We start from the raw sequence: 16503 nt of genomic DNA on the forward strand, positions 1-16503 counted from the left end.
GAATTAACCATTTCTGAAGTAAAAGAACATCTTCAAGGCAAGAAGCGGCAGTTGAAAAGTCCGCTTTCAGAAGGGCAAAAAGGGCTGTGGATGCTTCAGAAAATGTCTCCTGACATGAGTGCATATAATATTCCTTTATGCTTTCGCATCAGCAAACCAATACATGCAGTGACGTTCAAGAAAGCCCTTCTGTTTGTACAGAAACAATATCCTGTTTTAACTAGTGTGATTCAAGAGGAGAATGGCATTCCATTTCAAACGGTTCAGTCATCTGGGGCTCTTTATTTTGAGGAAGAGGATATATCAGCGATGAAATCAGCAGAGGTATTGCCTTTTCTAAAAGACAAAGCAAAAGAACCTTTTCGTTTGGAAGCTGGCCCGTTATTCCGCACACATCTTTTTCATCGGTCAAAAGAAGAATGCATTGTGCTCATAACGATTCACCATATCATATTTGACGGTGTGTCGATGCTGACATTGATATCGGCGCTTTTCGAGGCGTATCAGCAATTGCTGAATGGGATTGAGCCTGTGCTGCAGCCATTAACAGCTGATTATTACGATTTTGTCGATTGGGAAACCCGGATGCTGAACAGCAGAGAAGGGGAAGAGCATCTCGCTTACTGGAAAGAACAGTTGTCTGGGAATCTGCCAGTTCTTGATCTTCCTGCTGACCGTCCGCGATCTTCAGCACGAAAATTCAAGGGGCAAGCTTATAAAAGCTTGCTCCCTCATCACCTGAGAAATCAAATCAAATCGTTTGCCCGCACCTATCATGTGAATGAATCGGCTGTGTTTCTCTGCATTTACAAGGTACTGCTGCATCACTATACAAAACAAAAGGATATCATTGTCGGCGTTCCGACAATGGGACGGCCTGAAGATAGCTTTGAATCTATTATCGGATACTTTATCAATATGATGGCTGTTCGGAGCAAGAATATCGGATCCCAGCCATTTACAGCGTTTATTCGGGAGCTTCAGCTGACAATGGCTGACGGTCTGGACCATGCGGCATATCCGTTCCCTGCATTGGTAAGAGAGCTCAATGTAGACCGACCGGCTGCGGCTTCCCCGGTTTTTCAAACAGCCTTTCTGTATCAAAACTTCTTTCAGGCAACAGGCTTGCAGAAAGTGCTTGAATCATATCAAACACTTGGCATTGAATATATGGAGGATATTCGGCAAGAGGGAGAGTTTGAGCTGGCACTCGAAATATACGAGCAGGAAAATGAAACAGTGCTTCATCTTTTATACAACCCTGATCTATATGAATTGTCCTTCATTGAAAGTATCATGGAGAACTATATGAAGCTCGCGCAACATATGATGGAGGACCCGTCTTTGCCGCTTGAAACCTACTCTTTGCAGTTAAATCAAGAACAGAATAGTTTACTGGAACAGTGGAATGCGACAGGGACAAACACGCCAAATGACAAGTGTATACATGAAGTGTTTGAGGAAAAGGCGAAACAAACCCCAGATGCGGTTGCCGTGATTTTCGAAGACAGGTCTCTTACATATAAAGAAGTAGATGAAAAAAGTACATCTGTGGCAATCTACCTTCAACATCAGGGGGTTGGGCCTGAACACCCTGTTGGAATTTGTGCAGAGCGTTCATTTGATATGATCATCGGGATTTTAGGAATACTGAAAGCCGGCGGAGCGTATGTGCCGTTAGATCCAAGCTTCCCGCAAGAACGGTTAGAGTATATGCTCAAAGACAGTCAGGCGTCCATCGTCCTGACCCAACCTAACGTTCATCATACGATCAGCGGATTAAACGGCAGCTATGTAAAAGCAATCAATATCGAGTTGGCTTGCCGAAATGGTTATGCAAATCAGCAAAGCAGCGGTTTAAAGCGAGAAGTAAACCCGGAGCATCTCGCTTATATCATTTACACATCGGGAAGCACCGGACAGCCTAAAGGGGTTATGGTAGAGCATCGAAGCATTATGAATACCCTGAATTTTCTTGAATCCAACTATCCCGTGACTGCTGAGGATGCATATTTACTGAAGACGAACTATGTGTTCGATGTATCGGTCTCGGAATTATTCGGATGGTTTATCGGAAATGGCCGCCTTGTGATTCTTCCGCCAAACGGAGAGAAATCACCGCAGCAGTGCATGAATTGTATTGAAAAGTACAAAGTGACCCACATTAATTTTGTGCCGGCTATGCTCCATGTTTTTTTAGAAACGGCGAAAGACAACAAGCAGTTAACTGATAATGGACCGCTCAAGTATATGATGGTTGCAGGTGAAGCTTTCCCTAAAGAATTAGTGAAAAAGGCGGTATCGATCTTTAAAAACTGCCGTGTTGACAATATTTACGGACCTACCGAAGCCTCCATTTACGCTGCGTATTTTGGGTGCGGAAAAGGAGATATCGCTAGTCACCATACTCCGATTGGAAAGCCTGTCTCCAACGTGAAAATTTATATTGTGGACCAGCATTTGAAGCCTGCCCCGATTGGACAGCCTGGTGAGCTTTGCATCGCAGGCGCCGGTTTGGCAAGAGGATACTATAATAAGCCAAGGCTTACGGCTGAAAAATTTATTGACAATCCGTTTGAACCAGGGACGAAGCTTTATAAATCGGGTGATTTAGCAAGATGGCTTCCTGACGGTAACATCGAATATTTAGGACGGATTGACAGCCAAGTCAAAATACGCGGTTTTCGCGTCGAGCTGGGTGCAATAGAAACAAAGCTAAGTGAATATCCGGGCATTTTAGATCAGGCGGTCGTGGTAAAGCAGCTGGAAGGCCATCAACAGCTCGCTGCTTATTATACAGAGGAAAGCGGACATTCCCCTGCAGATCCAAAAGAGTTGCGCCGTCATCTAAAATCCAGTCTGCCTGAATATATGATACCTTCACACTTTATCCGCTTAGATGAGCTACCGTTATCGCCTAGCGGGAAAGTGAACCGTAAAGAACTGGAAAAAAGAGACATCGTTTTCAATAAAAAGAATCCAAATCACTTGCAGTTAACGAAAATAGAGGATCAGGTGCTTCGTATTTGGGAGGAAACGCTTAAGGTCAGCGGCTTTGGGCCGGAAGACGGATTTTTCGATGCTGGCGGCGATTCGCTTCTGGCTGTAGCTGTGGCTGAACGAATCAAAAAAGAACTGGACTGTGAGTTTAGTGTCACTGAGCTGTTCGAGTATTCCACGATCCGTGCGATCAGCCAATACATTTTGGAGATGAAAAACTCAGATCAAGCTGCGACTCAAAATGAAGGCAATCATGAGGTCAAAAGAGATGAAAAATACCCGCAGCAGACGATTCCGCCTTATTTTGACGAAAGTGTTGCGATTGTGGGGATATCCTGCCAGTTTCCGGGTGCGAAACATCATCATGATTTTTGGAATCACATCAAAGAAGGCAAAGAAAGCATTCAGTTCTTCTCTGAAGAAGAGCTTCGCGAAAGCGGAGTTCCGGAAGAATTGATTCAACATCCTGACTATGTGCCTGTGCAATCGGCGATCGAAGGGAAAGATTTATTCGATCCCGGTTTCTTTCAAATCTCTCCGAAAGATGCTGAGTATATGGACCCTCAGCTCCGCCTCTTATTGCTGCATTCCTGGAGAGCGATTGAGGATGCAGGATATGTGGCAAAGGAGATTCCGGGCACAAGTGTATATATGTCTGCAAGCAACAATTCATACAGAACGTTATTGCCGAAGGAGGCAACAGAAGGGCATGAATCACCAGACGGCTATGTCTCATGGGTTTTAGCCCAAAGCGGAACCATTCCGACGATGATTTCGCATAAGCTCGGATTAAAGGGGCCAAGCTATTTTGTTCATTCTAACTGCTCTTCATCACTAGTCGGCTTGTATCAGGCATACAAAAGCTTGACATCAGGTGAATCTCAATACGCACTTGTCGGAGGCGCAACATTACACGCGCAATCAGCGATCGGCTACGTTCACCAAAACGGGTTGAATTTTTCAAGCGACGGACATGTTAAGGCGTTCGATGCTTCAGCAGATGGAATGGCCGGAGGTGAAGGCGTAGCGGTCATCCTGCTGAAAAAAGCTGTGGATGCCGTAAAAGACGGAGACCATATTTATGCCATTATGCGCGGAATAGACATTAATAATGATGGTGCAGATAAGGCCGGCTTCTATGCGCCAAGTGTAAAAGGCCAAACAGAAGTGATACAGCAAGTATTGGATAAAACCAACATTCATCCCGAAACGGTCAGTTATATTGAAGCGCACGGAACGGGAACAAAATTAGGCGATCCTATTGAAATGTCTGCTTTAAATAAAGTGTTTAGGCAATACACTGACAAAACACAATTTTGTGGAATTGGTTCGGTGAAAACGAATATCGGCCATTTAGATACAGCTGCTGGGTTAGCCGGTTGCATTAAAGTTGCGATGAGCTTGTACCATAATGAACTTGCACCGACCATCAACTGCACGGAGCCGAATCCGAATATTAACTTTGAAAGCTCTCCCTTTTATGTTGTCCGGGAACGAAAGCCGTTAGAGAAAAGTGAAGGTGTCCATCGGGCGGCTCTGAGCTCATTCGGTCTTGGCGGCACTAACGCCCATGCTATTTTTGAGCAATATGAAAACCACTCTGATGGGAGGGCCGAGAACGAGGGCAATCTGCCCTGCCTCATTCCTGTCTCAGCAAAAAACAGAGAGCGGCTCCAAGCATATGTGAAGGAACTGCTGGTCTATATCAGTCATAACGAGCAAGCACATATCTCTTTAAGAGATATTGCATACACCTTCCAGATCGGCCGGGAAGCAATGGACAGCAGGGTCATTTTTATGGCGAACGATCTGGAAGAATGGAAACAGCAGGTGGAAGATTTTGTTGATGGAAAGCCGCTCGCAGAAGGATGTATTCAAGGAGAAAAAACGAGAATGACATCCGCCGAACAGTTGCTTGGAAACGCTGAAGCAGAAGAATTGGCTGCATCACAGATATCAAAAGGAGAATTGAAAAAGCTTGCCGAGATGTGGGCAAAAGGCTTTCACGTTGAATGGAGAAGACTTTATCAAAATACGAAGCCGCGCCGCATCAGTTTGCCGACATACCCTTTCGCTGAAGAACGGTACTGGCCTGAAAGCAGCACCAGCGATATCACAGCAATTGAACCACCGCGTTTGCATCCTTTGGTGCACCATAATACATCGGTTCTGTCTGAGCAGCGGTTTAGCTCCATCTTCACAGGACAAGAGTATTTTATTTCAGAGCATATCATTAAAGGCATGGCGATTTTGCCGGCGGCGGTCACGCTTGAAATGGCAAGAGCCGCTATAGAACAAGGAATTGGCGGATTGGAGGATCATGAAACCGGAATCAGACTGAAAAATGTCGTGTGGGTTCGTCCGGTTGTAGCAGGAAATGAGCCGGTTAAAGTAAACATCGGACTTTATGATGAAGACGGCGGACACATTCTTTATCGGATGTATGGGGAGCCGGAATCCGTTGATGCAGAACCCGTTGTATATAACCAGGGTGTAGCTGAATTGATTCAGGTAAAGCAAGAAAAATCGCTGGATCTTTCTGAGATCAAAACCCGATGTGATCAAAGCAGAATGGACGCTTCCTTGTTTTATAAAGGAATGATCGGAGCCGATTACGGTCCCGGTTACAAGAGTGTAGAGGCCGTATATAAAGGTGACAGCCAGCTGCTTGCCAAATTATCACTGCCGGAATCTGTCATGCATACGTCAGATGATTATGTTCTTCATCCAAGTGTAATGGATGGGGCGTTACAGGCGGCTGAATATTTACAAAACGTCGTTAGGGCGGAGCTTTCAGACAGTGAAGACTTTAAGGCGGCACTGCCATTTGCCTTGGAGGAGCTTGAGGTCTTGCATCAATGCGTGACTGACCTGTGGGTTTATGTTCAATTCAACGCGAAAAACAAACCGGGGGATCTGATACAGAAAGTCGATATTGATCTATGCGATGATCAAGGCACGGTTTACGTCCGGATGAAAGGATTTTCGACGAGAGTGATGGAGGCTGATATACAAACCGAACCATCAAAAATAAACGCCGAAACTTTATTGCTTCAGCCTGTTTGGCAAGAACAAAAGGCAGCTGAAGGTGAGGCTGCAAAGAAATATGCAGAGCATCTCGTATTTCTATGTGAATATGACAATGAGACCAGAAAGCAGATTGAAGCAGCCATCGAGGATGTTCATGTATATAGCTTGGAGGCAAGGCCTTCATCAGTAGATGGGCGTTTCCATTCTTATACGGAACAAGTGTTTAAGAAGGTACAAGAGATCATTCGCATGAAACCGAAAGACGGCATTCTCATTCAGATCGTAACCTCTGCCGAAGGAGAACAGCAATTGTTTTCAGGGTTGACTGGACTGTTGAAGACGGCCGAGCAGGAAAATGCTAAACTAACCGGCCAAATGATTGAAGTCAGCAGTGAAGAAAGTGGAGAAAGCATTGCTGGCAAACTGAAAGAAAATCAAATGAGCACCGATTCATATATTAAATATCACAACGGTAAACGATACATTGCTGATTGGCGTGACATCAAACCGGCAAACCATGACATCAGCAAGCCGTGGAAAGACGATGGCGTTTATCTCATTACAGGAGGTGCCGGAGGCTTAGGCTTTATTTTTGCAAACGAAATTGCGGAACAAACGACGAATGCGACAGTCATTCTGACGGGCCGCTCACCTCTTAGCGAAAACAAAAGCAAAAAGCTGAAAGAGCTTCACGGCAAAGCGGCCGAGGTCACCTATCAGCAAACGGATGTTACCGATAAGATTGAAGTCTACCAGCTCATAGACGGAATCCAGAAAACATACGGCCGTCTGGACGGCATTCTTCATAGCGCGGGAATCATCAAAGATAACTACATGGTCAATAAATCAGCCGAAGACCTGCACGATGTACTGGCGCCTAAAGTAAAAGGGCTTGTTTACCTAGACGAAGCGAGCAAGGATTTGCCATTGGACTTCTTTATTCTCTTTTCATCTCTCTCAGGAAGTTTAGGAAGCATCGGTCAGTCTGACTATGCAGCAGCCAATGTATTTATGGATATGTATGCAGGCTATCGAAATAGGCTTGCCGATCTCAGCCAGCGGCACGGGAAGACGATTTCTGTCAACTGGCCGTTATGGAAAGAGGGCGGCATGAAGGTCGATCAAGAAACAGAGAAAAGACTTGTGCAAATGGCCGGGATTGTTCCTATGAGAGCAGAAAAAGGAATTCAGGCATTATATCAAGCGTTTCATTCCGAAGCAAACCAAGTAATGGTGATTGAAGGCGATGTGCAGAAAATAAAACAAAACATGACCGCAAAAACCGCCTTAGCACCTATGGAAAAGAAGGAAACAGAGAGCATGACTGAACAAGTACAGAACATTGATAAAGACAGTTTGCTGGATAAAGTAAAGGCGATGTTAAAGCGGGAGGTCGCCAAGCTGTTAAAGGTTAAGCTTGAAACGATTGATGATCATGCCGAGATGGCGGTGTATGGATTTGATTCTATCTCAATGACGGAATTCACCAACCATATCAATCGCGCTTATAAATTAGAGCTGACACCAACCGTCTTTTTTGACCACCCGACGATTCATGCGTTTGGCAAGCATTTGTCAGAAGAATATCAAGCAGTGTTCGCGAAGACATTTGCTGTGCGCGCTGCATCGGCCCAGATACAACCTGCTGCCAAACCGGAGCAAACCTTGCGTGTCAAAACTAAAAGACGCAGAAAGCAGCACGTCATGCTGCCAAACGCCACACAGAGTGATGCTGGGCATGAGCCAATTGCCATTGTAGGAATAAGCGGGATTTTCCCTATGGCGAAAGATGTTGATGCGTACTGGAAGATCTTAAAAGAGGGCAAAGACTGCATGACGGAAATTCCGAAAGACCGTTGGGATTGGCGGGAATATGAAGGTGATCCGGCGAAGGAAGTCAATAAAACGAACGTGAAATGGGGAGGTTTTATTGACGGAATTGCAGATTTTGATCCATTATTCTTTGGCATTTCCCCACGCGAAGCTGAACAAATGGAACCACAGCAGCGCTTACTGTTGACTTATGCCTGGAAAGCGATCGAAGATGCAGGATATTCCGCGAAACGTCTGTCAGGCACAAAAACAGGCGTCTTCATCGGAACGGGAAATACAGGGTACAGCTCCCTTTTGTCCAAAGCCAACTCGGCAATAGAAGGCTCAGCGGCGGCCAATACAAGCCCTTCAGTTGGTCCGAACCGAGTCAGTTATTTTCTGAATCTGCATGGGCCGAGCGAACCGATTGATACCGCGTGTTCCAGCTCATTGGTGGCTATCCACCACGCCATCTCATCAATTGAGGAAGGTACTTGTGACATGGCAATAGCCGGAGGCGTGAATACGATTATCCTTCCTGAGGTGTATATCAGCTTTGATAAAGCGGGGGCACTGAGTAAAGAAGGAAAATGCAAGACGTTTTCAAATCAAGCCGATGGTTTTGCCCATGGAGAAGGGGCCGGCATCCTGTTCTTGAAAAAATTAAAGGCGGCTGAAGAAGCGGGAGACCATATTTACGGTGTCATAAAAGGCAGCGCAATCAATCACGGCGGCCGTGCAGCATCTTTAACGACGCCTAATCCGAAGGCGCAGGCGGATGTCATTCAGTCGGCATATGAAAAAGCGGGAATCGATCCGAAAACCGTGACCTACATTGAAGCGCACGGAACAGGGACGGAGCTTGGAGATCCGGTTGAAATTAACGGATTGAAATCAGCTTTTAAAGCACTGGGTGTGAATGAAGGAGATGCATTAGCCAATCCTTATTGCGGCCTGGGGTCTGTGAAGACAAATATCGGCCACTTATCGCTGGCAGCCGGTGCAGCAGGGATCATTAAAATTTTAATGCAGCTAAAGCACAAAACCTTAGTGAAAAGTCTTCACTGCGAAACTGTGAATCCGTATATTCAGCTTAAAAACAGTCCGTTTTATATCGTAAGGGAAACGGAAGAATGGAAACCGCTGAAAAATGAACGGGGAGAAGAGCTGCCTCGCCGGGCAGGTGTCAGTTCATTTGGTATCGGCGGCGTAAACGCCCACGTGGTGATAGAAGAATATATTCCGGAAGCAGCAGATGAAAATATACCGTCCATCACGCCTGAACATCCGGGTATCTTCGTTTTATCAGCCAAAAACGAAGCGAGGCTAAAAGAACATGCACAGCAGCTGGCAAATGCGCTTGATAAGGAAACATATAGTGACGTAAATCTCACCCGCATCGCTTATACACTGCAAGCCGGCCGGGACGCGATGGAAGAACGTCTTGGGATCATTTCGGGTTCCATTGAGGATTTACAGCAAAAGTTAAAAGACTTTGCAGCAGGCAAAAGCGATGTCGAGGATTTATTTAGAGGCAGGATTGATAAAGGCACACTTCAAATGCTGACAGAGGACGAAGAGATTCAAGAAGCCGTCGAAAAATGGATGGAACGGGGAAAGTACGCAAAACTGCTTGAATTATGGGTAAAGGGGCTTGATGTAGACTGGACGAAACTGTATGGCGAGAATGTGCCTAAGCGCATCAGCTTGCCGACATATCCTTTCGCAAAAGACCGTTATTGGGTCTCTGATCATATCGAAAAAAGCGGCAGCCCTGAAGCAAACAAAGAAACCTCCCGCCCTGGCGCAGCCGTGCTGCATCCGTTAATGCATCAAAACACATCGAACCTCTCGGAACAAAGGTTTAGCTCAATCTATACGGGAGAAGAGTTTTTCCTTGCTGATCATGTTGTCAAAGGCCGACGGATCTTGCCGGGAGTGGCGCATCTTGAATTGGCGCGGGCAGCCGTTGAGCAGGCGGCAGAGGTACAAGGTGTTCCGTACACCATGAAGCTAAAGAACGCGGTGTGGGTGCGGCCTATTGTCGTAGAAGACCAGCCGAAGCAAGTACACATCAGGCTTTTACCGGAAGAAAATGGTGAGATTTCTTATGAAATTTACGGTAATCCAGAAGCCGGGGGCGAACAGCCAATCGTCTACAGCCAAGGCAGCGCTGTATTGAGTCCTGCTGAAAACCTGCCGGTGGTTGACCTGCAATCCTTGCGGGAGCAGTGTCAAGAAAGCCATTTCAGCGTCAATGAAGTATATGACACCTATCAAATGATCGGTTTTGAATACGGTCCTGCTTACCGCGGGGTGGAAAAAATCTATACAGCCGAACATTTTGTTTTAGCAAGATTGTCATTGCATCCGTCTGCTTTAGATACGCTCAGCCAATACAACATGCACCCGGGGCTGATGGACTCTGCTTTGCAGGCGTCAAGCATTTTGACAGGCGCGGGGGATAACCAGCTGACGCTGCCTTTTGCGGTCCAAGAGCTTGAAGTCTTCGGAGCATGTTCTTCAGAAATGTGGGTATACGCAAGATACAGTCAAGGCAGCAAGGCAACTGATAAGGTGCAAAAGCGGGATATTGATATGTTAGATGAGAATGGCAATGTTTGCGTACGGATGAAAGGATTGTCTTTCAGGGCAGCGGAAGGCGGTTCTGGGTCGTCAAAACCAGATAAAACGCTGGAAACCCTGATGTTTGAAGAACAATGGGTGCCTAAGGCTTGTGAAAAAGAAAATCCTGAGCCTCATTACGAACGGCACATTGTCATGCTTTGTGACATGAATGGCCTCTCAAAAGACAGCATTGAATCAGGAATGATAGGAGCGGAATGCATCGTTTTGGAGTCTTTTCACGAAGGACTGGCAGAGAGGTTCCAAGATTATGCCGAACAAGCGCTTGAAACGGTACAGAGCCTTCTCGAAAGCAAGCCGCAGGGCAATATCCTGGTCCAACTGCTAACTTCTGCCCAAAGAAAACAGTACTCATTCTCGGGGCTATCGGCGCTCCTTAAAACCGCCAGCCTTGAGAACAAAAAATTAATCGGCCAGACCATTGAGATCGATTCAAACGAAAACATTGAAAGTATGATAGAAAAACTGAATGAGAATAAAAGACATGCAGGAGATCAGCACATTAAATATGAAACTGGCAAACGGTACATCAATGATTTGCGTGAAATACAAATGGCTGATCAGGACGTAGACCTGCCGTGGAGAGATAAGGGTGTATACCTCATCACGGGCGGTGCAGGAGGACTCGGGTTTATTTTTGCAAAAGAGGTTGCTCGTCAAGCCGAACAGCCTGTGCTCATTCTGACAGGCAGATCTGCGCTGAATGCGGATCAGCAGGCGCAGCTTAATGAGCTTCAGCGCTTGGGGGCTCACGCAGAATACAGGCGGGTTAATGTGACACAAGCAGAGGAAGTCTCCGAGCTCATCACAAGCATCACGTCTGATTACGGAGACTTAAATGGCGTCATTCACAGCGCAGGGCTGATTAAAGATAACTATCTTATAAACAAAACCAATGAAGAGCTGACACAAGTTTTCGCTCCTAAGGTAAAAGGGCTTGTGAATGTTGATGAGGCAACCGAGCATCTCGCGTTAGATTTCTTTATCCTCTTTTCTTCAATATCAAGTGTTGCCGGCAGCGCGGGGCAGGCGGATTATGCGATGGCCAACGCGTTTATGGACAGCTATGCAGCTTATCGAAATGCGCTTGTGACCGCCATGTACAGGCACGGGCAAACGTTGTCGATCAATTGGCCGCTCTGGAAAGAAGGCGGCATGCGGGCGAATAAAGGAATTGAAAACATGACTTTGAAAAACACAGGTGTGACTCCAATGCGGACCGAGACCGGCATTCAGGCGCTGTATAAAGGTTTGGCATTTGGCAAAGATCACGTCATCGTCATGGAAGGGATCAGAGACATGATGAGGGAAAAGCTGACTCAAAAGCCGTCTTCTGATGATGTTCCAGTGAAAACAGTGCAGGTACCGGTGACATCTGAAGCAAGAATGGATCAAGACAGTTTGTTTGACCATATTCAAGAAGCTTTAAAGCAAGCAATCTCTCAATTGCTCAAAATCAAACCTGAAGAGATTGACCCGGATATGGAATTTAATCAATATGGATTTGATTCGATAACATTGACTGAATTTGCAAATACACTGAATGAGCAGTACAAGTTGGATCTCACGCCTACAATCTTCTTCGAGCACGCAACTGTTTATGCATTTGCAGCGTATCTGTCAGAAGAATATCCAAATGCCTTTACAGTTCAAACGCCTGTCGAAGCTGAGCAACCTTTACATCTTGTAGAAAAAAACATAAAAAACATGACATTTTCAGCTGAAAACCGCTTTGCAAAGCCATCGGTAACGCCAGTGCAACAGGCAGATGATCACGGGCCTGAGCCTATTGCGATTGTTGGGATGAGCGGCGTTTTTCCGAAGGCAAAGGACATCGAGGAATACTGGAAGAACCTGAAAGCGGGCGCGGATTGTATTACAGAAGTTCCAAAAGACCGCTGGGATTGGCAGGAGTATTACGGAGACCCTCTAAAAGAAGCGAATAAAACAAACGTCAAATGGGGCGGTTTTATTGATGAAGTAGCGGACTTTGATCCATTGTTCTTCGGCATATCGCCGCTTGAGGCTGAGCAGATGGAGCCTCAGCAGCGCCTCTTAATGACCTATGCGTGGAAGGCGATAGAAGAGGCGGGATACTCAGCGCGAAGGCTGTCAGGAACCAAAACGGGCATCTACATCGGGACTGGAAACACGGGGTACAGTTCGCTTTTGTCAAATGTAGACATCGAAGGCGCAGCAGCTGCGAATATGAGCCCTTCTGCGGGACCGAATAGAGTCAGTTATTTTCTGAACATTCATGGACCGAGCGAACCAATTGACACGGCATGCTCAAGCTCTTTGGTCGCCATTCATCATGCGGTTTGCGCAATTGAAAACGGAAACTGTGAAATGGCGATTGCAGGAGGTGTCAACACAGTCGTAACACCGCAAGGCCATATCGCCTATGATAAGGCCGGGGCTTTGAGCAAAGAAGGAAGATGCAAAACATTTTCTGATAGAGCTGATGGATTCGCAGTCAGTGAAGGTGCCGGCATTCTCTTCCTGAAAAAGCTGACAGCGGCTGAACGGGACGGTGATCATATTTACGGTGTCATCAAAGGAAGTGCCGTAAATCACGGAGGACGCGCAAATTCTCTGACGACGCCCAATCCGAAGGCTCAGGCGGATGTTGTAAAAACAGCATATGAAAAAGCGGGGATCGATCCAAGAACCGTGACCTATATTGAAGCACATGGAACCGGGACAGAGCTTGGTGATCCAGTAGAAATCAACGGCCTGAAAGCAGCATTTAAAGAGCTGTATGAAAAAACGGGAGACACGGATGTTCATAGCAGTCATTGTGGACTTGGATCTGCAAAGACAAACATCGGTCACTTATCGCTGGCGGCCGGTGTGGCGGGTGTCATTAAAGTATTATTGCAGCTAAAACATAAGACGCTTGTAAAAAGCCTGTACAGTGAAACCATCAATCCATATATCAGACTGGAAGACAGCCCGTTTTATATTGTGCAGGAATCCAGAGAGTGGAAGGCGCTGCAGGATGAAGCCGGCCGAGAGCTGCCGAGGCGCGCCGGCGTCAGTTCATTTGGCATAGGCGGCGTCAATGCCCACGTAGTCATTGAGGAATATATTCCAAAAGAAACAACTCATCCTGAACAAGCGCCAGCCGTGACAGCACAACACCCGGGGATCTTTATCTTGTCGGCAAAGGATGAAGATCGCCTGAAAGACCAGGCCCAGCAATTAGCAGACTTTGTCACCAGCCAATCTATCACATCTCGTGATCTCACTGATATTGCTTATACACTCCAAGAAGGGCGTGATGCAATGGAGGAGAGATTAGGGATCCTCGCTGTTTCGGCAGAGGACTTGCTGGAAAAACTGAACCTCTTTATAGCCGGACATGCAAGTGCGAAGTACATGTCAGGCAGAGCAAACAGAGGGATCGTACAGACATTGAGATCAGATGATGAAGTGCAGAAAACGCTCAAAAGCAGCTGGGAGCCCGGAATATATGAAAGACTGCTTGAATTATGGATAAAAGGCATGGAAATAGATTGGAGTAAACTGTATGGCGGCAAACAGCCGAAACGCATCAGCCTCCCAACCTATCCATTTGCGAAAGAACGCTACTGGATAACGGATATGAAAGAGGAAGCAGTCACACATCATGCAGCAACTATTGTCGAAACAGCAGCTTTGCACCCATTAGTACAGTCCAACACATCCGACTTATCAGAGCAGCGTTTCAGCTCGACCTTTACAGGCGCTGAGTTCTTTTTCACCGATCATAAGGTGAAGGGAAGCCCGGTCATGCCGGGTGTGGCATATCTTGAGATGGTTCATGCTGCCGTTACGAGAGCAGTGAGAGGAATCAAAGATACACAATCTGTTATTCACATCAAAAATGTTGTGTGGGTTCAGCCGATTGTGGCGTATGGCCAGCCTGTTCAAGTCGATATCAGTCTGGATCCCCAGCAGGACGGTGAGATTGCTTTTAACATCTTTACAGAGGATGCGTACAATGGGCGGAAAATACACTGTCAAGGCAGTGCTGCAATCAGCGAGGCAGGAGACATTCCAGTTCAGGATATCAGCGAGCTTCAAGATCAATGCTGCCTAAGCACACTCTCACACAAGCAATGTTATGAATTATTTAAGGCGATCGGCATTGACTACGGACCTGGTTTTCAAGGAATTGATCGGCTTTATATCGGCCACAATCAAGCCCTGGCAGAGCTTTCCCTGCCTCTTGGTGTATCTCACACGGTGAACGAATTCGTTCTTCATCCAAGTATGGCAGACTCTGCTTTGCAAGCATCGATCGGGCTGAAGCTAAATTCTGGCGACGAACAGCTTTCCCTGCCTTTTGCGCTGCAAGAGCTAAAAATATTCAGTCCGTGTACAAATAAAATGTGGGTGTCTGTTACATCTCGTCCAAATGAGGACAGAATACAGAGACTGGATATGGATCTGTGTGATGAACAAGGCCGAGTGTGTGTACGAATCAAGGGTATTTCCTCAAGGGTGCTGGAAAAAGACATACATCCGCAAGATGAGCCGATATCACCGGATATCAAGGCATCTCTTGATGGAGCGCTTCTTATGGCTCCGGTATGGGATCAAGTGCAACTGGAGAAGAGCAGCATTCCGCCTGCTGATGAACGTGTTGTCATTTTAGGGGACGTCAACAGCAGAAAAGCTGTTCAGAGGCAGTTCCCGTTTGCCAAGGAGCTATACATTGAGCCGAACACATCGATTTATGAGATTGCCAGCCAGCTTGAAACTCTCGGATCGTTTGACCATATTGTGTGGCTGTCTCCATCTCGCGTGATAGAGTGTGAAGTCGGCGATGAAATGATTGAAGCCCAAGAACAAGGCATGATTCAAATGTTCAGGCTCATTAAGGCAATGCTCTCTTTAGGCTATGGAGAGAAGGAAATGAGCTGGACGGTCGTGACGGAGGACACGCAATGTGTCGATCAGCATGATATTGTCGACCCGGTCGATGCAGGTGTACACGGCCTGATCGGTTCGATGGCAAAAGAATATCCAAATTGGCAGACAAAGCTGATCGATGTCAGGAAACATGAGGACTTGCCGGTGTCTGAGATCTTTTCCTTGCCAATTGATCAAGAAGGGAACACTTGGGCCTATCGAGATCAGCTCTGGCATAAACTGCGCTTGATTCCGGTGCACAACAATCAACCGGTGCACACGAAGTATAAACACGGAGGCGTTTATGTCGTGATAGGCGGAGCAGGCGGAATAGGCGAAGCCTGGAGCGAATATATGATCAGAACATACCAGGCGCAGATCGTTTGGATTGGCAGAAGAAAAATGGATGCAGCTATACAAAGTAAGCTGGACAGACTTGGGCGTCTGGGGCCTGCACCGTTTTACATTCAAGCTGATGCGGCTAACCGGGAGGAATTAGAGCGCGCTTATGAAACAACGAAACAAATGCATCGAGAAATCAACGGCATCATACATTCGGCCATTGTCTTACAAGACCGAAGCCTGATGAATATGAATGAGGAATGTTTCAGAAACGTTCTTTCTGCAAAAGTTGATGTAAGTGTGCGAATGACTCAAGTTTTCCGGCAAGAACCACTGGACTTTGTTTTGTTTTTCTCTTCCGTACAATCGTTTGCGAGAGCTTCCGGACAAAGCAATTACGCTGCCGGCTGCAGCTTTAAGGATGCTTTTGCACAGCGGCTTTCTCAAGTATGGCCTTGTACAGTAGCCGTGATGAATTGGAGTTATTGGGGAAGTGTAGGTGTGGTTTCCTCACCGGAATATCAGAAGAGAATGGCTCAGGCAGGCATTGGCTCTATTGAAGCCCCTGAAGCGATGGAAGCATTGGAATTGCTGCTCGGGGGACCGCTGAAGCAGCTAGTGATGATGAAAATGGCAAACGAAACGAATGATGAAGCGGAACAGACAGAAGAAACAATTGAAGTTTATCCGGAAACTCACGGCTCCGCCATTCAAAAGCTGCGAAGCTATCACCCGGGTGACCGCACAAAGATTCAACAACTGTTATAGGAGGGA

1 protein-coding gene is annotated in these 16503 nt (G+C 46.5%); it reads left to right on the forward strand.

Annotated elements, in window-relative coordinates; translation table 11 throughout:
• Window positions 1-90 precede the first annotated feature (90 nt).
• The gene (locus tag AC4CV5_RS09765) at window positions 91-16497 is read left to right on the forward strand and encodes a non-ribosomal peptide synthetase (protein WP_490922711.1); all 16407 of its coding nucleotides are present in this window, start codon (window positions 91-93) and stop codon (window positions 16495-16497) included.
• Window positions 16498-16503: the final 6 nt, after the last annotated feature.

This window comes from Bacillus sp. NS1 (assembly GCF_058248265.1).

Bases quoted from the DNA above. Each gene is read 5' to 3' on its own strand.
- AC4CV5_RS09765 (WP_490922711.1), top strand. From the start codon at position 91: ATGCTTCAGAAAATGTCTCCTGACATGAGTGCATATAATATTCCTTTA.